The organism is Paenibacillus sp. J22P51, from assembly GCF_059692215.1.
Genome location: NZ_JCAUAZ010000011.1, coordinates 42246 through 62016, shown reverse-complemented (window position 1 = coordinate 62016; position 19771 = coordinate 42246). Strand labels below are relative to the sequence as shown.

At 45.6% G+C, this 19771-nt stretch carries 15 protein-coding genes; 12 read left to right on the top strand and 3 right to left on the bottom strand.

The features are described from left to right. Window positions 1-91 precede the first annotated feature (91 nt). The 11 genes from AC58QC_RS21475 to AC58QC_RS21425 all read left to right on the top strand — a co-directional run bounded on the left by AC58QC_RS21475 (window position 92) and on the right by AC58QC_RS21425 (window position 15863). On the top strand, window positions 92-319 hold the full coding sequence (locus AC58QC_RS21475) for a DUF7667 family protein (RefSeq protein ID WP_497251909.1): 228 nt from the start codon (window positions 92-94) through the stop codon (window positions 317-319). Window positions 320-401: 82 nt separating this feature from the next. Continuing rightward, window positions 402-3659: a glycosyltransferase family 39 protein gene (locus AC58QC_RS21470; RefSeq protein ID WP_497417118.1), complete on the top strand. Its 3258-nt coding sequence runs from the start codon at window positions 402-404 to the stop codon at window positions 3657-3659. Window positions 3660-3820: 161 nt separating this feature from the next. After that, window positions 3821-4363: an NADPH-dependent FMN reductase gene (ssuE, locus tag AC58QC_RS21465; RefSeq protein WP_497417117.1), complete on the top strand. Its 543-nt coding sequence runs from the start codon at window positions 3821-3823 to the stop codon at window positions 4361-4363. A 143-nt stretch (window positions 4364-4506) separates the two neighbouring features. Then, window positions 4507-5382 carry a 5'-3' exonuclease gene (locus AC58QC_RS21460; RefSeq protein WP_497417116.1) on the top strand — a complete coding sequence of 292 codons (876 nt, stop codon included), beginning with the start codon at window positions 4507-4509 and terminating at the stop codon, window positions 5380-5382. Window positions 5383-5555: 173 nt separating this feature from the next. Then, window positions 5556-6896, top strand: coding sequence for an ABC transporter substrate-binding protein (locus tag AC58QC_RS21455; protein ID WP_497417115.1), 1341 nt, complete (start codon window positions 5556-5558; stop codon window positions 6894-6896). A 202-nt stretch (window positions 6897-7098) separates the two neighbouring features. Beyond that, a complete protein-coding gene (locus AC58QC_RS21450; RefSeq protein WP_497417114.1) occupies window positions 7099-8916 on the top strand; it encodes a sensor histidine kinase in 1818 nt (605 codons plus the stop codon). Next, on the top strand, window positions 8891-10498 hold the full coding sequence (locus AC58QC_RS21445; protein WP_497417113.1) for a response regulator transcription factor: 1608 nt from the start codon (window positions 8891-8893) through the stop codon (window positions 10496-10498). Before AC58QC_RS21450 ends, AC58QC_RS21445 begins: the two co-directional genes overlap by 26 nt. A 127-nt stretch (window positions 10499-10625) precedes the next feature. Next, entirely contained in the window at window positions 10626-11960 is a 1335-nt protein-coding gene (locus AC58QC_RS21440; RefSeq protein ID WP_497417112.1) for an ABC transporter substrate-binding protein, read from the top strand. A 65-nt stretch (window positions 11961-12025) separates the two neighbouring features. Continuing rightward, window positions 12026-12904: a carbohydrate ABC transporter permease gene (locus AC58QC_RS21435; RefSeq protein ID WP_497417111.1), complete on the top strand. Its 879-nt coding sequence runs from the start codon at window positions 12026-12028 to the stop codon at window positions 12902-12904. Continuing rightward, a complete protein-coding gene (locus AC58QC_RS21430; RefSeq protein WP_497417110.1) occupies window positions 12904-13722 on the top strand; it encodes a carbohydrate ABC transporter permease in 819 nt (272 codons plus the stop codon). The genes AC58QC_RS21435 and AC58QC_RS21430 overlap by 1 nt, the downstream gene beginning before the upstream one ends. Window positions 13723-13751: 29 nt before the next feature. After that, entirely contained in the window at window positions 13752-15863 is a 2112-nt protein-coding gene (locus AC58QC_RS21425) for an alpha-galactosidase (protein ID WP_497417109.1), read from the top strand. 538 nt (window positions 15864-16401) lie between these two features. Here AC58QC_RS21425 and AC58QC_RS21420 read toward each other — a convergent pair. Next, window positions 16402-17250 carry an AraC family transcriptional regulator gene (locus AC58QC_RS21420; protein ID WP_497417108.1) on the bottom strand — a complete coding sequence of 283 codons (849 nt, stop codon included), beginning with the start codon at window positions 17248-17250 and terminating at the stop codon, window positions 16402-16404. A 175-nt stretch (window positions 17251-17425) separates the two neighbouring features. On the opposite strand from AC58QC_RS21420, the gene AC58QC_RS21415 reads away from it, so the two are divergent. Beyond that, window positions 17426-18910 (top strand): tagaturonate epimerase family protein, encoded by a 1485-nt coding sequence (locus AC58QC_RS21415; RefSeq protein WP_497417107.1) that lies wholly within the window; start codon window positions 17426-17428, stop codon window positions 18908-18910. Window positions 18911-18970: 60 nt separating this feature from the next. Here the strand turns inward: AC58QC_RS21415 and AC58QC_RS21410 are convergent, their stop codons facing one another. After that, window positions 18971-19282: a hypothetical protein gene (locus AC58QC_RS21410; RefSeq protein ID WP_497417106.1), complete on the bottom strand. Its 312-nt coding sequence runs from the start codon at window positions 19280-19282 to the stop codon at window positions 18971-18973. Window positions 19283-19334: 52 nt separating this feature from the next. Beyond that, a complete protein-coding gene (locus tag AC58QC_RS21405) occupies window positions 19335-19628 on the bottom strand; it encodes a DUF3055 domain-containing protein (protein WP_497264426.1) in 294 nt (97 codons plus the stop codon). Between the last annotated feature and the right edge of the window lie 143 nt (window positions 19629-19771).

Genomic DNA, 19771 nt, shown 5'->3' with positions numbered 1-19771 from the left:
CTGTTACCGTAAAAGCCTTCTGTTTCGAGTCCCTTTACTTTGTCCATACTACATAATGAAAGCGACTCCACGGAGCAGGGGGCTAAGAACCATGTTAGCCGTTCATCAACGTATGGCGGAATTATGGACACTACGCAGAGCCCGAGAGCTAACTCGAGGCGAGCAAGAGGAATTAATGCTGTGCATGGAAGCTAACGCGACTTATGTATGGAACCGATTAAAACTAGAAAATTTATCGCTCTGCGCCTCTATGACAGGGGACTATGACTGGTTGCATGACATATGTGAGCGCATTGAAAAGATTGAACCCAAGCACTGACCTTAGCGTCGGTGCTTTTTTCCTTTTCTGGATGCGTGTGGACAGGTATAATAGGGAGAGTTTAATGCTAAGGAGATGTCGCATGCTAAGTTGGTTCAAACAACGGGGATTGGCTCCCTACTCATTCTTACTCTTAGGAATCATGCTTTTGATTGCCCTCATACTTAGACTAGTTTTGGCCCCCACGTGGGTAGGCTATGATACGGACGTGCGAACGTTCATGGCATGGGCGGATCGCGCCTATACGGTAGGTTTAAAGGACTTATATACGAATGCCAAAGATTATTTCCTGGATTATCCCCCTGGCTATATGTACGTCTTATACGTTGTTGGCTTCTTACATCATAAGTTCTCAATTCCTTGGGAGAGTGGGAGCTCCTTAATCATCCTTAAGCTGCCCGCAATTCTTGCGGATCTCGGGACCGTCTATCTGCTATTCCGTCTAGCGATTAGCAAACAAGAGGGTGCACGTACCTGGAAGCAGGCGCTCTGGATTGCGGCCTTATTTGCCTTTAACCCAGCCATTTGGGCGAATTCTGCGGTATGGGGACAGGTGGATTCTTTTTTCATGCTCTGTATTGTTGCGACATTGTTGCTGCAAATGAAGGGCAAACTACCTCAAGCGGCCTTCTTTATCGCACTTGCTCTTTTACTTAAGCCTCAAGCGCTGCTGTTTGGCGTATTTCTATTGATCGATGTCATACGGGCACGCAACGCGATGGTATGGCTGCTAAGCGTTTTGACTGGCGTAGCTACAATGGTCGTTCTTTCACTTCCTTTTGCAGTTGGCAGAGGCTATGGGTGGATGATCGATTTGTATTCGGGCACGTTAGCTTCCTATCCATATGCGTCGCTCAACGCGTTTAATCTGTTTTCACTTCTCGGCGGAAACTTCGTGGACATGAACAGCGGTTTTGGGCACTTGTCTTATAAATTAATTGGACTTGTATTGATGTCTCTGTCCATTCTATATGTCTGTTTCCTGTATGTGATGGGTAAGCATCGACGAGGTGCTGTATTATACATTTCCTTCTTATTTATCACAGCCGTTTTTATGTGTATGACCAAAATGCACGAGCGCTATTTACACTATGGCTTATTGCTAGCCTTAACGAGCTTCATTTATATGAAGGATCGCCGGATTTTATGGCTTTTTATAGGCTTCAGCATCACGCATTTTATCAATATCGGCGATGTGCTTTTGCGCAGCTTTCATCAGGACTATCACATTCCGCGTTATAATCCTTTGCTGCTGACGGTTTCGGCGATCAACGTTATGATGTTTGTCTATGCATGTATATTGGGATGGAGGCTTTTCGTGAAATCAGATCAAGACGGGACTGTGGAGGAGACAACACCTCCAGGTAATGAAAATGTTGAAGTGCTTCCAGTGCAAGATGAGCCTCAAGCAAAAGCAACGAATGTAAGAGAGACCTCTCTGTGGAAGGCGGTTATCCTGCCTGCGGAGGATCATATAGAACGAAGTAAGCGCGGACGCTTCTTCTCGCGTAAGGATGCCATGTATTTAGGCGCTCTTGTGGTGGTCTATGCGATCATTGCATTGTTCCATCTTGGCGGGCATAAGGATCCGACGACGTTCTGGCAACCAACGAGTGCAGGAGAGTCGGTTATTGCTGATCTCGGTGGCACGCATCAGATTTCACGTATTAATAGCTTTGCTGGTGTTGGGGAAGGTGCTTATTCGTATTGGTTTTCCAAAGATGGTGAGCAGTGGCAAGATGCCATGGCGGTAAAATCTGACCATACGAAGGTGTTCACTTGGCATACCGTTGAAGCGAATAAAGAAGCACGGTATGTGAAGATTGTGATCGACGCGCAAGAGAGTGCCAAGCTGCATCTTCATGAAATCGGGATATTCGGAGATGGAGGTACGACACCATTACCGATCGCCAGTGTGAAGGAACTAGATGTCAACGCTTCCGATGAGGGGAAAACAGCTCATTTATTTGATGAAGCAAGTGTCGTCCCTTATACACCTACGTATATGAATGGCACGTATTTCGATGAGATTTATCATGCAAGAACGGCCTATGAGCATCTCCACAAGATTGAACCCTATGAAAGCACGCATCCCCCTCTAGGCAAAATACTGATTTCCATCGGTATTTACGTGTTCGGTTTAAATCCGTTTGGATGGCGGGTTATCGGTACTTTATTCGGCGTCGGCATGATTCCTATTATGTATGTGTTTGCTAAGCGGATGTTTGGGCGTTCTGAATATGCACTCATTGCTGCCTTCTTACTTAGCTTTGATTTCATGCATTTTGCGCAGACGAGAATTTCCACGATTGATGTGTATGGTGTGTTTTTCATCATGCTGATGTTTTATTTCATGTATCGCTACACAACTTTGAGCTTCTACCGAGAAAAGCTTTGGGCGACGCTAATTCCACTTGGACTTTCCGGATTGTTTTTCGGTATCGGCGCTGCGTCCAAATGGATTGTGATTTACGGCGGTGCTGGTTTAGCGGTGCTATTATTCATCTCGTTATGGGAAAGATACAGAGAGTACCTATTTGCCAAGCGATTACTGTTGAACAGGCGAGATGAGCCCGAAGGTGAAATAGAAGGTGAAGATGTAGTTGATGCAAAAGAGGAAAGTATCGATCTCACCGAAGCCGAATCTACGAAGCTCCAACGTGTGCAAAAGCTTTTCGTCCGAAATACATTACTCACCTTACTCTGGTGTGTACTCATGTTTGTCATCGTACCGCTGGGTGTCTATACGCTATCTTATATTCCTTTTATGATGGTTCCGGGTCCAGGACATAATCTGAAGGATGTTGTGACCTACCAAGTTCATATGTACAAATACCATAAGGATTTAGTCGCAACGCATCCGTTCTCCTCACCTTGGTGGGAATGGCCGATGATGCTGCGTCCGATCTGGTATTACCAAGCGAAGCTTATGCCGCAGGGCATGCTCTCGAGCATCGTTTCATTCGGTAACCCGCTTGTTTGGTGGCCAGGCTTTATAGCGGTGGTGATGTCCTTCTATATCGCAATCATACGCAAAGATAAATTACTGCGAATGCTGTTAATTGGCTACTGCTCACAGTATTTGCCGTGGATGTTGGTACCCAGACTGACGTTTATTTATCACTATTTTGCTATGGTACCGTTCCTAGTTCTGATCTTAACTTATTACATCAAAGACTATCTGGAGCAAGGTACTCTGCACAAAAGAAGATGGGTGTACGGTTACCTTGCCGCCGTCTTCGTGCTGTTCGCACTGTTTTACCCAATTCTATCGGGAATGATCATACCGTCTAAATACTCGTTCTTTTTACGGTGGATGCCAGGCTGGAATTTCTTTTGAGCCGAACGCATTGACGTCCCCAATAAGCCATGGTAATATAATCCCAAGTGAAACACTATGGATTAAAAAAGTCGACCCAACAGCAGGAGACTCCCACTTTGTAGCGAACAAAGGAAGCGGAGTCTCTTTTTTTACCACATTGCAAATGGAGAGTGAATCACATGGCTAAAGTAGTAATCATTTCAGGAAGTCCAACCCCAACCTCCCGATTGCATGGTGTGATCGAAGTCGCCAAAAGCGAACTTCTGCAAGCTGGTCTTGAAGTAGACTGGATTAAGGTTCGCGACCTTCCAGCAGAGGATTTGTTGTATGCTAAGTTTGACAGTGAGGCTATTGTCAATGCGAGTAAACGGGTAACAGAAGCTGACGCTGTTTTCGTAGCTACGCCAGTCTACAAAGCTTCCTACACAGGCGTATTGAAAGCATTCCTGGATCTGTTGCCGCAAAAAGGACTCGAGCGTAAAATCGTACTTCCACTAGCGGTTGGGGGAACCTACGCACACTTGCTGGCCATCGATTATGCTCTCAAACCAGTATTATCTGTTCTAGGCGCACAGAACATTCTGCAAGGTGTGTATGTTCTTGATAAACAAGTAACATGGGGCGACCAAGGGCAAGCGATTCTGGATGATGAAATCTCCACACGCTTGAACGAATCAATAACGGAATTCATTCAGGAAATTAACTGGCATACGAGCCGCTAAACAGCTTCATATTATGAACTCCCGTCATTGGTAACTTTTGCTGATGGCGGGTTTTTGCGTGTCGGGAACACATGTCCCGTGCTATACTACTCGTAACAAGTTCATACTTTTCATAGGCTTTATTCGAATGGGAGCGATTATTTATGTCACACAATTCATCTGAATCCGTGCTGCTAGTTGACGGCATGGCCTTATTATTTCGCGGTTTTTACGCAACTTCATCTAGTGGTTATATCATGAGAACGGATCATGGCGTGCCGATTAACGGCGTTTACGGATTTCTGAAATATTTGTTAGATGCGATTGAAACCTTCAAGCCTACTCATGTTGTGTGTTGTTGGGATATGGGAAGCAAGACCTTCCGCACAGAGAAGTTCGAAGCCTACAAGGCGAATCGCGGACCTGCTCCCGAGGAGTTAATCCCACAATTTGACCTGGTTAAAGACGTGACAGCCAGTTTTAATATTCCGAATGTAGGTGTCGTTGGCTATGAAGCTGATGATTGCATCGGTACCTTGGCTCGTACATACAGCCCTCATACGAAAGTACAGATCCTTACAGGGGATCACGATATGCTGCAGCTTGTTAACGAGAACACGGAAGTCATTATTATGAAAAAAGGGCAATCCAATTACATGGTGTATACGCTAGACACACTCATGGAGGAGAAGAGCCTGACCCCAGCTCAAATCATTGATCTGAAGGGGTTAACGGGAGATACGGCAGATAATTATCCTGGGGTCAAAGGGATTGGGGAGAAAACAGCAACGAAGCTGCTGAATGAGTACCAGAACATCGCGGGTATCTTAGAGAACTTAGCTGCACTTCCGAAGGGTGTACGGACTAAGATCGAGGCAGAGCTGGATATGCTTCATCTATCGCTTGATCTGGCGACCATTCGCTTGGATGCACCGGTTGCCTGCGCACTTGAGGATTGCGAGTGGGCGATGGAGCGGGAGAAGGTCGTTAGTAAATTCGAGGAACTAGCGTACAAAGGGTTAATGAGACTGATCGGATAGTACGTCATATAAGGGACAATACCTACTCAGAGGTACTGTCTCTTTTCTTTTTCAAGACTGAAAATTGAACAAAGAGGACGGAATTTTAAATTACCAAATGTTAATTTATAGAAGATAATAGGGATGTAAGCGATTACCTTGTCTGAAATGTACGTACAAAGGGGAGAAAAACCATGAAAAAGGCAGTAGTAACATTAATGTCATTATCCATGATTTTCACTGCAACCGCTTGTTCTTCGGGTACTTCTAGCAACCAAAGTGGTGGAGCCACAACAACGCCAACAACAGCAACGACTCCTAGTGCAACAGTTAGTGCAAGTAAGGACCCAGTAAAGCTTCGTATGGCATGGTGGGGAGGTCAAGCACGCCACGATTATACGCTAAAAGTTATCGAAATGTATGAGAAATCACATCCGAATGTCAAAATTGAAGCTGAATACGCTGCTTTTGATGATTATTGGAAAAAGCTAGCTCCTCAGGCTGCAGCTAACCAACTTCCAGATATTATACAAATGGATATCTCGTATTTAACACAATACGGTGGAAGAAACCAATTGGCAGATTTGACGCCTTTTACGAAAAGTAAAATTCTTAACGTGGATGACGTTAGTCCAAATGCGGTTTCAGGTGGTCAAGTAGGCGGGAAGCTCGTAGCTATGAACTTAGGGGTTAATGCTTTGACCAGTATCATGGACTTCGAGATGTTGAAAAAAGCAAATATTACGCCTCCTGAAAAGAACTGGACATGGAATGATATGGATGCGATTACTGCAAAAGCGAAAGCTGCGGGCAAAATCACGGGCGGCTTCCGAGATGACGTTTTCTTCCCATATTACCTGCGTACACTTGGTCAAAAAATGTATAACGCAGAAGGCACAGCCCTTGGTTATACCGACGACAAGCTGTTTGTTGATTATTTCACTCGCTCTCAGAAATATTATGACGCTGGAAGTGTGCTGGCGCTTGATAAGGCTGCACAAAAGAAAGGCACACCAGAAGATGACGAGTTGACATTGGGTAATTCCATTTCCTCCAATGGTTGGTCCAATCAATTTATTGGTCTAGCTACAGCATCGAAACGTGAGCTTGTCCTGCAGCCAATGCCAGGTCCTGATGCAAACAAAGGGTTATTCTTGAAACCAAGTATGTACTGGTCCATATCAAGCAGTTCCAAAGTACAAGAAGAAGCTGCTAAATTTATTGATTTCTGGATCAATGATATTGAAGCAAATAAAATCATTAAGGGCGAGCGCGGCGTACCAGTAGCATCCAAAGTGAAGGAAGCTTTGAAACCGCTGTTAAGCCCGAATGAAATCAAAGTATTTGACTATGTCGCTTGGGCTGAGAAAAACAGTGCGCCAATGGATCCTCCGAATCCAGTTGGTTCCATCGAAATCGAGAAGCTGCTAAAAGATACAGCTGAGAAAATAATGTACAAGAAAATAACGGTTCAAGAAGCGGCTGTATCTTTCCGTAAAGACGCAACAGCTATTTTGGACAAAAACAAAAAGTAACACGAGATTTTAAAAACAGGTACTCATTGTTGGACACTTTGAACAAGTGTTTAGACGGTGGGTACCTGTTTAGCGTTATTCGTGAAACAAAAATTTGAACATCAAGATTACAAAAAGTTGAATTGTAAGAAGCAGGATTGATGTTACAATGTGGTATAATCGATCCAATTTTAATTTGAACAACAGGGGAAGTTGGGATGGCATGATCAGGTGGCTATTTATAAATAGGAGCATTCGCACGAAAATTGTTTGGAGCAGTGTCCTGATCTCCTTGATCCCCATGCTTGTACTCTCCATGATTTTTTATCAGTCAAGCACACGTTCCTTAGAAAACTCGATGTTCCGAAGTTCGGACCAGAATGCCGAGTATTTATCTGGGTATTTAGATCAATATTTCAGCAATATTTCTTCGTCTGCCCTGCAAATATATGGTTTTGACCGCATCCTGAATCTCATGGAGCATGGGGCTAATTATAATGATGCCGAAATCATTTTGCTCAGGGAATCGATTAAAAACTATGATTTGCTGATTCAGAATAAAAACAAAGACATTATTAAGATCATGATCTTCGGCAAAGAAAATAAGCTGGAAGATTCATGGTCCAGAGCGGCTAGCTACGAGTCCGTCAAAATGGATCAGAGCATTCCTCATAATAAGGAGATGCTCGATTTGCCATTTCAGCAAGCGCTTATGTTTACCTATAAGGATGTCACATTACAACAGGACTTTTTTGTTTATTCAATTCCTATTTATGATCCGTTCTATAGAACGAAATTCGGTACGCTCGTTTTTTACATTCAGAGCAAGGAATTATCGAAGATGATTGAAGCGAATAATCATTCGCCGAACGTCATTGTATTGCAGAACGCCAGCGGCGAGCCCTTTTATCAGACGAATGGCAAATATGCGGATATCATTCCGAAATACGAAAAGCCGGAGATCAGCTCGCAAAATGATCCTAAGGACATTCAATTTTTGAATAAGAAGGATTTATTTGTCGCTACCTCCCGACTCAATTATGGCAATATTTCGCTTTCCATTGTGTATCCGAACCCAGAACTGGAACAAAACCGCAGGAATATTTTGCTTACGACAGTTGGGGCGTTTATTTTCGTGATGCTGAGCATTTCACTGCTCTCGATCCTCGCACAGCATTACATTACCCGACCCATCAAGCTGCTCGGAAAAGCGATGAAAACTGTTCGCAAGGGCAATTTTCATGTTAGTCTGCCGCAGAATGCCAATTATCGTGATGATATCTCAGAGTTGACGGGCAATTTTAATTTCATGACAGATAAAATTCGCGAGCTGATTGAATCCAAATACGAAATGCAGCTTCTCAATAAAGAAGCGCAAATTCTTGCGCTGCAAATGCAGATCAATCCGCATTTTCTTTACAATACACTGCAGACGATCGGCGGCAAGGCTGTACTGATCGGGGATTATGAAATTCACGAGATGTGCCGTGCGTTAGGCGACATGTTTCGGTACAGCTTCTATGAAGGCAATGTAGCTTCGACGATTGGTCAGGAGCTTGCGCACGTGAATAACTACTTGTACATCCAACAGCTCCGCTTTGAAGAGACGCTGCAGATTGAGTTCGACGTCGCCACTGAGCTGATGGACTGTGCGATCATTCGATTCGTCATGCAGCCGATTATTGAGAATGTCATTGTGCACGCGTTCAGCAAGCGGGAGGAGGAGCAGTCCCTTCGGATCTGTGTGAGCGTACTGCGGGAATCGGATTCCGTTGTACTGACGGTGCAAGATAACGGACCAGGCATCGAAACAGAAAAGCTGGTTGCGCTGCGGTCATCGTTCGAGAACAAATCGTCCGACGTTTTCTACGGCGTATCCATCGGACTCAAAAATGTGCATGAACGATTAAGACTGGTTTATGGATCGCCATATGGCCTAGACGTGGAGAGTGAGATAGGGATCGGAACGACGATTCACATACGAATTCCGTACAATCATAGTGGGGGTGACAGCTTTGTACAAAGTAATGGTCGTGGATGACGAATCATTGGGAAGGAAGTCCATCTGCAAAATGATTAGTGAGCTTGCTCTGGACGTGGAAGTTATTGCCGAAGCGCGACATGGCGAAGAAGCGTTGGAGCTTATACGTATTAGCAAGCCTCATATTATTGTGACGGACATGAACATGCCGGTCATGAACGGTCAACAGTTTCTAGAAGCCTTGTACACCAATTATGCCGAGATCAAAGTGATTGTCATTAGCGGCTACTCGCAATTTGAATATATGAAAGCAGCAGTGACTTATCAGGCATGTGAGTACGTGCTGAAGCCGATTTCTCTGTTGGATTTGAAAAGCGCATTAGTGAAGGCTATGGAGGCAAGCCACAACCATTTGACGCTGCAGCAGCAAAAGAAATTCACCCAAGATATGTGGCAGCTCCGCAGAGAAGTGTTCCTTCAGCATGTCACTAGCCGCCGTATCACGAATGTCATAGATATTCAAACACAAGCGGAAGAACTTGCAATCTCTAGCGCTAGAGGCAGCTTTCGGCTAGCAGTCTGTATGTTCCGCAACTTTCATGGCATATCCATAAAGAAATTCCATGGGAATGCAGATTTGTTAATGTACAGTATCGAAAATATTTTGGCCGAAGTGCTCTCCTCTGACGGACAGGACGTTGCACCACTCATCTATAAGTCGGACGACAGGATGAGTCTCTGCTTGTATGCACCAGAGTCCGCCTACAATGAGACACATATCCGACATTTGCTCAAGTCTTTTCACAACGTGATAAACCAGATGCTGCAGCTTGATGTGGTAGCTGGTTTAAGCAGTGTGTTCAATAAATTGGAACGGTTGCCAGAGGCTTATGACATTGCCAATGATCTGTTGAGAAATAACATGCTGCATGCGACCCAGTTTTCACTTAACGCCCCGGAACAATTCACAGGAGCGGCTCCTGCTACGTGGGAGTTGTTAACGGTGTTTGAGCTGAAGACCTTGCAGCAAGCGTTTGCCGCAGGGAATGGGGCCGAGAGTCGCGAGCTGCTGCGGAATTTCCTGCACAAAGCGGATAAAATGAATGGACTGACCATCCGTGAGGGTCAGCGAGCGCTGAAAAAGCTAACAGAAATGGCCGCCGCTGAGATGACAGAAATGGTGCTTACTTATCCGCAGCTTTTCGATGCACGTTCGATCACAGGCATCGTGGATCACAGTCAGTTCAGTCACTTCATCGAACAGTTCACCGAAGCCACTGAGGAATATCATGCGAGTAAGGGGACGACCCCATCCGTTCATTCTATGCACGAGATTGCCTCCTATTTGGATGCGCACTATTTTGAAGATATCAGTCTGATCGACATCGCTACTCGCTTTCATCTCGACCCGAGTTACTTAAGCAAGCAGTTTAAATCCGTGACTTCTGAGAACTTTATCGAGTATGTGACGCGTAAACGGATGGAAAAGTCATGCGAGCTGCTGAACATGTCGGAATATAAAATTAGTGAGATTTCCGAGCTTGTGGGGTATGAGAATCAACGTTACTTCAGCCAAGTGTTCAAAAAGTTCACGGGACAAACGCCTTCGGAATACCGAGATAAGTATACGGCCAAATCTTAAATACCAAAATTTTGAACATCAGAACGACAATTTATTTTATTACGATTCCTTCTTTCAGAGCGTAAGATAGGATTCAGAACGAGAGATCACTGTTCTAAACCGAAAACGAGGAAGAGGGGTAACAGATATGAATAAGTTTGCAAGTGTAAGTGTTTCGGCAACGATGGTGGCTCTTTTATTGTCAGCGTGCGGCAGCAACAGCAATACAGCAAGCACGGCAACGCCAGCTGCAAGCAGCGAGAATAAACCAGCTGCTACTGCGGCCGCAACGGCTAAAGTAGAGAAGCCAGTTACGATTTCTTTTATGCATTTCAAAAGTGATGTCACAGACGGAGTAGCAAAAATCGTCGAGCAGTTCGAAAAGCAAAACCCTAATATTAAGGTCGAGGTACAGCCTGTTAAATATGATGATTACTACACTTTATTGAAAACGAAAATGGCCAGCGGCGACATCGTGGACGTGTTTACATTAAATGCGGGCAGTCAAACGAAGCTGCTGCATGATGGCGGTTACCTTGAAGATTTGACGGGTAAAGATTTCATGTCCAACTTCGATCCTGGCGTACTGAAAGCGCAAGCAACTGACGGCAAAAACTATATCATGCCAGTTAACGCTACGCCAATTGCAGTTTTCTATAACAAAAAAATATTCAGCGATCTCGGTCTCCAGGTTCCTAGAACGTACGATGCGATGATTGCTGCGGCCAAAAAAATAAAAGAAGCGGGCAAAACACCTTTCGCCCTTGGATGGAAAGACAACTGGACGTTAGGCATGTGGTTGAGCCGAGACCTGCCAAGCAATACAACTCTGGTAGAGAAACAAGCGGACTTTTTCACCAAAGTGGAAAAGGGCACAGCGAAATTTGCTGACAACCCTGCGTCCAAAACAGTTATCGCCCATGCCCAAGATTTGTTTGACCTCGGTAACAAAGATCAGCTTGGCGTCGATTACAATGGTATCGTAGACCTCTTCTCCAAAGGCGATGTGGGTATGATGTACATGGGGACTTGGCCTTTAGCGGATATTCAGAAGAAAAATCCGGAATTGTACAAAACAGGTATGGGGTACTTCCCGTATCCATTCAGCAATGATGAAAGCTTGAATAAGCTTGAATTCAACCCTGATGCCTCTCTTGCCGTGAACAGCAAATCAGCGAATAAAGATGCAGCGTTGAAATTCCTTGCATTCATGGCCAGCAAAGAGGGCGGAGATGCTTGGGTGAAAAATATTAACTCGCTTAGCTTTGTCAAAGGCGCCTCAACAGACATTGCGCCAGCGGTCAATGATCTTAAGCCGTATTTCGATAAAGGGTTAACGTACGATTCTCAATCCTTTATTACCACGACAATTGATTGGAACTCACAATTTACACAATATGTTCAAAAGGTGTTTTTCAAGAAAGCAACACCTGATCAAATCATTAAGGATCTCGATGACTGGGTTGCCAAGAACCACAAATAACGACAGCGTTATAACGGCATAGGCTATTGCCTATGCCGTTATTCATCAGAAAGGGAATTTAACCTATGGGAAATATGAAACGAATGATCCGTGGTGAGTTCTGGTATGTTCTGTTCCTTATTCCGGGTATTCTGTTATTTACGTTAGCAGTCCTCATTCCATTCGTGATAGGAACGCGATATTCTTTCACAAGTTGGGATGGTGTATCACGCAAGCTGACGTATATTGGGTGGGAAAACTACGTGCATGCTTTTCAAGACTCGGACGTATGGGCCGCGCTTGGAAATACGTTTAAATATGCAATTATTCTAATGGTGCTTGTGAATGTGCTATCTCTTCTACTTGCTTTGCTTCTGGATTCTTATTTGAAGTTTAAGAACGTATTTCGGACGATTTTCTTCCTGCCGAGCATTCTCTCTATCGTATTATCCGGTTTTATTTGGAAATACAATTTCAGCACAGGTTTTCCCAAGCTGCTGACCATATTCGGTCTGGATGTGACTAGTCCGCTTGGTAATCCCGATCATGCTCTATTCGGATTGATTCTTGTTGCCCTGTGGCAGGGCGTAGGCGCACCTATGATTATCTATATCGCTGGTTTACAGGGCATTCCGAGTGAGCTTGTAGAGAGTGCCAAAATGGACGGAGCTGGAGCAGGTCGAGCGTTCTGGCATGTGACATTACCATTGCTTGCGCCGTCGATTACGATCAATCTGCTGCTCGTGTTGACGGGCTCGCTCAAAGTGTTTGATCTCGTTTGGGTAACCACGCAGGGGGGACCGGGCTTTGCAACGGAGGTTATTACAACGTTCATCTACAAAACAGCCTTCAGCTCCTTCAAAGCAGGTTATGGCATGGCGTTATCGATGATATTCTTCGTCATTCTGGTCATCGTGACGGTTGTGCAATTATCCATTTTCAGAAGACGGGAAGTGGAGATGTAATGAAAATCACACGATACAGCACGTTCGCTGCGGTTGCAATTCTGGCTATTCTGTTTGTGTTTCCAATGTATGTCGCGTTACTGATGTCACTCAAAACAGCGAAGCAAACCTTTGATTCCTTTTATTCGTTGCCGACGAGTTTGAATTTTGCGAATTACACGCATGCATGGAATACGTCCAAGTATCCCGCAGCACTTATAAATAGCTTGATTGTAACCGTCATCTCCGTTGCGCTAATTATCTTCGCTTCTGCACTTGCTGGTTATGCAATTGCGCGCAGAAATAAGCCATTTTATAGCTTTATTTTTATCTTGTTCCTCTCGGGTATGATGGTCCCTTTTCAAGTGATTATGCTCCCGTTGTACCAGATCGGAAAATCATTCCATCTTGTGAATTCGCATTGGGGACTAGCGCTAATCTATGGCGGTTTCGGTGTACAGATGGGCGTATTGTTTTACACAGGTTTCGTGAAAGGCATTTCGCGTGAAATTGAAGAAGCCGCTAGGATTGATGGCTGTTCGACGCCGGGTATTTTTATACGTGTTGTGATGCCTTTGCTCAAGCCGGTTACAGCTACGGTACTCGTACTGAATGCGTTGTACATTTGGAACGACTTTTTACTTCCACTGCTCTACCTGCAGGACAAAAATTACCGCACGATCCCGCTGCAACAGTACTTCTTCTTCGGTCAATACAGCAGCGACTTAAATCTTGCTTTTGCTTATGCCGTTATGGGCATGATTCCGATTATCATCTTTTTCTTGTTCATGCAGAGATTCATCATTAAAGGGATTGCCGCGGGAGCGATCAAAGGATAGATTCATGGAGACATAGGGGGACGGTTAGGATGTCTGTAACGGTTTTGGAACAAGCGAATATCTTCGAAATTCGCACCGACAAATCTTCGTATGTGTTCGGGATTAATGAGAAAGGCACCATCCAGCACTTGTATTGGGGAACCCATGTTGAGGCTTCTGAATGCGGGTATTTACTAACAAGCAGGCTGCATAGCTCCTTCGATGCGGAAATCGATCGTGAAACGGAGGAGTATGGGGGCTGGGGCGGCTGTAATTATGCCGAACCCGCGCTGAAAGTTTCGTTTGAAGACGGTGTACGGGACTTGAAGCTGAGGTATGAAGGATATCGATTAGCGAGCGAAAATGAAATCGTACTGCGGATGGTGGATACCTACTACCCGTTAGATGTCGAAGTTCATTATAAAGCGATCCCAGAGTACGATCTGATTGAGCGCTTTGTGCACGTGCGTAATTCGCAGACAGAGTCCGTTCGAATTGAGCAGGTCATGGCGGCTGTTTGGACGGTGCAGGCTCTGCCTGATTACCGATTGACGCATGTGACAGGTCGCTGGGCAGGCGAGTATCAATTAAGATCGACGGTCTTGTCCGAAGGGAAAAAGGTGCTGGAATCACGCAGAGGCTTCACGGGGCCTCACACTAATCCATGGTTTGCTATCGACAGTGGAAAAGCCGACGAAACCTCGGGGAATTTGTGGTTTGGCGCACTTGGCTGGAGCGGCAACTGGAAAATCGTTGCGGAGAAGTCGACGTTCGGGCATGTGCGAATCGTAGGCGGTGTGAACGATTTTGACAGTGCCTTCGTGCTGGCACCTGGTGAAATGTATGTTTCGCCAGTATTCGTCGGCGGATTCACATCTGGTGGATTCGGTCAGATGAGCCGCAACTTGCACAAGTACCAAAAGGATTATGTACGGCCGACCAACAAGCTGCGCAAAGTGTTGTACAATTCGTGGGAGGCGACCGAATTCGCCGTAACTGTGGAAGGGCAAAAGGAGCTGGCACAGCAGGCAGCTCGTCTGGGTGTGGAACGATTCGTCGTTGACGACGGCTGGTTCGGCCAGCGCCATAGTGATAGAGCAGGCTTAGGAGATTGGTATGTCAATGAGGAGAAGTTCCCGAATGGCCTAGAGGAGCTGATCGATCACGTTAAAGTACTAGGGATGGAATTCGGGCTATGGGTAGAGCCAGAATCGGTCAACCCCGACAGCGACTTGTACCGAGCGCATCCGGAATGGGTGTATCAATTTCCGACGCGCGAAGGAACACAGCTGCGCAATCAACTGTTGTTGAATGTGGGTCTGCCCGAAGTGAAGCAATTTGTTCTCGATTTCATGACGACATTACTTACGAAGTATGATATCCGATTTATCAAATGGGATATGAACCGAACCATTACAGAGCCTGGTACATTTGCCAATGGGCAGGATGCAGGGGGGGGCATGTGGATCAAACATGTCGATCACTTGTACGCCATTTGGGCCGAGCTAAGGGAGCGATTCCCCCATGTGGAATTTGAGACATGTGCGGGCGGAGGCGCGAGGATTGATCTTGGCATTTTGCGCTATGCCGATCAAGCTTGGATTAGTGACAACACGGATGCGCGTGACCGGTTAGCGATTCAAGAGGGGTTTTCCTATGCCTACAGTCCGGCGGTAATGATGTGTTGGGTAACGGAATCGCCGCATGGTTTTAACGGCAGGAGCCTCCCTTTATCCTATAGATTCCATAGCGCGATGATGGGCGGTTTGGGCATTGGGGCGAACATCAGCAAATGGTCGGTAGAGGAATTGGATGAAGCGAAGCGCTATGTGGAGCTGTATAAGGAAATCAGGCCGATTATTCTGAATGGCGACTTGTACCGGCTGTCATCGCTGCGAGACTCGAATGTGGCGGCTTATCAATATCTCAGTGAGGATGAAAAGGAAGCTGTTGTTTTTTCGTTCTTGCAATCGCAGCATTTTGGTTCGGAATCTCGGAATTTGCCTCTGCAAGGACTTGTTCCTCATGCGTCATATGAGGTGCAGTCTGACGATGGTGAAGCCTGCATCCGGCATGGTTCTACGCTCATGAACCTGGGTGTTCCTTTGATGCTGCGCGGAGATTATAAGAGTAGGATGATACGCGTAAAACGTATGGATTAGTTTGGAAGTGAAGCCCGCATCGTGCGGGCTTTTTTTTATTATCGAGGAGTTAGTCGAAAGAATCGACTAACTCTCGAGAAACGGGTCCAGCAGCATTGAGTTAGTCGAAAAAATCGAGTTACGCGTGGTGAGAGTGGCAATAAGAGTAGCGTAAGTCGAAATAATCGAGTTACTCGTGGCGAGAGAGGCAAAAGGAGTAGCGTAAGTCGAAAAAATCGAGTTACGCGTCTCGAGTGAGGCAATAGGAGTTACGTAAGTCGAAAAAATCGAGTTACGCGTGTCGAGAGAGGCAAAAGGAGTAGCGTAAGTCGAAATAATCGAGTTACACGTGGCGAGAGAGCAAAAAGGAGTAGCGTAAGTCGAAAAAATCGAGTTACGCGTGGTGAGAGTGGCAATAGGAGTAGCGTAAGTCGAAATAATCGAGTTACGCGTGTCGAGAGAGGCAATAGGAGTTACGTAAGTCGAAATAATCGACTAACTCGTCGAGAAACGAGCCAGCAGCACAGTTTTCACCCGCATAATGAGTTTGTCTATCTCACTATTGCACACTTGCCGATTGCCTATAACGAAGCGGCGTCAACTTTGTCATTTGACGGAACACACGCCCGAATTGCACAAGAGAACCGAAGCCAACTTGCTCGGCGATCACGATTACTTTCAGCCTCGTCGTTGCTAGCAGCCTCTGAGCTTCTTGCACACGAACGAGATTCACATATTCAACCAACGAAAATCCGGTAATTTCCTTGAACATCCGGCTTAAATATGCGGGGCTGATTTCAAACTGCTCAGCAAGCTCTTCCAGTCGCATCGGCTCAGCAAAATGGGTGTTGATAAATCGCACGATGGTAGATATTTTCCGGTGCAAAGGAGAGATATGTTCAGGAGAAGTGACGGGATGAATACGTACGAATCGTGCCGTGAACAATAGCAGCTCGACTAGAAAGTGCGTTATGGCGAAGGTTTGTCCCAGATGAGGCTCCTTCGCTTCTTGAATCATTTTGCCAAGAATGTCTTCGACGAGTCTCCGAGTAGGTAGATCCAATCGTAGTACGGGCGTAGCATGCGTGAAGGCGTCGAGCAGGAAGGGAGCTTCGTCTTTCATCCTTTCCAACAAGCTGTCACTGAAATTAATAACGACTCGGGCATGTCCTAATTTATCTGAATCGGAAGTGGCATGAAGCTCGCGGCGATTAATGAGGACCAAATCTCCCGGAAGTATAAGATACGAGCGATCACGAATGAAATACATGCGCTCTCCTTCGTACAAATAGTAGAGCTCGTACATATCATGCATGTGCTGAGTTCTCTCGAAGGGGCCGGAGCGATGAATATGCTGAATGTAGAAAGGGCCTTCATCTTCATTTCCGAAGGTGACGGTACGCGACATAGGAAAGACTCCTTATTTGGGATTGATGTATCTAAAGTATATCATAAGTTTAGTTAAAAATATGAATAGTTTTCACTTAAAATAGGAATAGATGAAGAGAAAACGCTCGTTACTTGCGCTAAAATGAAGTTATATAAACCTAGCAAACGTTTGCAAAAATAGGAGGAAATTTAACATGAACGCACTTATAGAAGCAGTACGCGCAGGGAAAGTTAGCGAGTTTTCATCCGAAGTGGTAAAAGTATATGCATCATCACTAACGCAAGTGGGAGAAACAACACTTCTTATGGTTCGTACCACAGATGGTAAACGTCTACTAGCTGTTGGCACTGGTGAGCTTTATGATGCTCTGCAAGGTGATGTTGTAGAAGGCGGGAAAGTTGCTCCGTTAACACATGCAAATCGTCTGATTATTAATCAATTTTTGCCATATACAGCTCCACAAGCTTTCGGTACACAAGTAGCGACAATGGGTCTAGGCGATCGACTTGGTATTGCAAGTCCTGGCCATATCCAAACGATCCGCGGCAAAGATATTCGTCCTGTCTTGGCGCAGCAAAGTATTCGTGAGTTGGCATTGACGGGCCGCACGTATGAGGATGTTTTGGATGCAGCGGCTTATGCAGTTCTGCAAGAGGGCTACAAGGATGGGTATGGCGCTGACGGCGACCACTTGAAGAAAGAAGAGGACATCGAGTACGCGTTGCGCCTTGGTTTTACAATGCTGACGCTGGATTGCTCCGAGAATATCGACAATACGATTGAATCCATGTCCGCAGCGGAAATCGCAGCGAAATACGAGCAACTGCCTGCTAGCCTGCGTAGCCGCTATGAAGAGCGCTACCTGCAGACAGCTCCGAATGTACCAGGAGCCACGCTTGCCTATACAGCGGAAGCTTTGAAGAAAGATGTCTTGATCTACGATGCAGCGATTAATTTCATGGAAGCCATCTACCGCAAGTATATCGTTACATTGGACCGTGCGGTTGATTTCGAAATTTCCATAGATGAAACAGCGACTCCAACTTCCCCAGAGGCACATTATTTAGTTGCGAATGAGCTGCGTGATCGCGGTGTTACGATTTTCAGCATGGCGCCACGCTTCTGCGGCGAGTTCCAAAAAGGGATCGACTACATTGGAGATATCGCGCAATTTGAGCGTGAGTTAGCTAGTCATGCTGCCATTGCTGTTCATTTTGAATATAAGCTTAGTATCCATTCCGGCAGTGATAAATTCAGTGTGTTCCCGTTGATCGGGCAATATACGAATGGCTTGTTCCATATCAAAACGGCGGGTACGAACTGGCTTGAAGCGGTACGTGTTGTAGCCAAAGTGAATCCTACGCTTTATCGCCGTATGCACCAATATGCCCTTGATCACTTTGTTGAAGCAACAGCTTACTACCACGTTACAACGGATATCAGCGCGATCGCACCACTTAGCGATGTGACAGATGCACAACTGCCTGATTACATGGAAGAAAATAATGCACGTCAATTGCTGCACATTACGTATGGCTTGCTCCTTCAAGCGAAAAATGAGGATGGCAGCCGTACCTTTGCGGACGAGTTTTTCCAAACAATGGCTGATCAAGAGGATGTCTTTGCTGAAGGCCTTCGTCATCATATTGGCAGACACTTGGAGCTGCTGGGTAAATAAGCAACAACTAAAAACGCCGCGAACATCAGATTCACTGATGTTCGCGGCGTTTCGTTGTTCCTAGGACAAGCCCTCAGTAGACTCTCCTAGTTCATCATCTGCGCCAGGATAGTCCCTTGAAATGCCTTCGTGCAGCTCACGATTCTCATAAGCAAATCGGTTGGTCGGGCGTTGATCCTCTCGCCAAGGTGTGCTCTTCCCAAGTGACTCTGACATCATGCTTGTGCCATAGGGTCCTTCCGGAAACTCCTCGGGGATCATGTCGTTACGCTGGGACTCTACCGACTTGAGGTCCGTGTACGCAGCGAGGCGGTCTTCTGAGAGGAAGCCTAATCCCTCTACATTGTTGGTATGTGGTGACTTCTTACGCATGGATAAGCCTCCTTTTCAGGTTATGCTTTTTCCAGTGTCCCCCGACAATCCCTTAAATATCCGTGAAATGTATTGAACCGATAATTTGAGATAAAAATTCGGTAAGTTCTTGGGCTTGTTCTTCGTTAAGCTTAAACACGTGCTCCAGATAGCCTTCTTCATCCAAATCATCTGGACCAATGACTGCGCTGCGTCCCGATTGCAAATCGATGACCAGCTTCTTGCCATAATAACGGGTAGTGGTCATGATAGCGAGGTCAAAACGGTGTAAAGCATTACCTACGAAACAGACAAAACGCGTCGTTGTTTCTTCCTGATGATCATATAAAAAGTCATAATCAGACATGAGGGCCCTCCATTCTCTTTCTAGTATGAACCTATTATAACCGATAAGGGCTCGTCAACAAAACAGTTCTTGCGCCTAACTGACAAACATGGTATGATTTGGATATTAGAAAAAGGAAGCACCTTTTCTGTCCAACGGGCAGA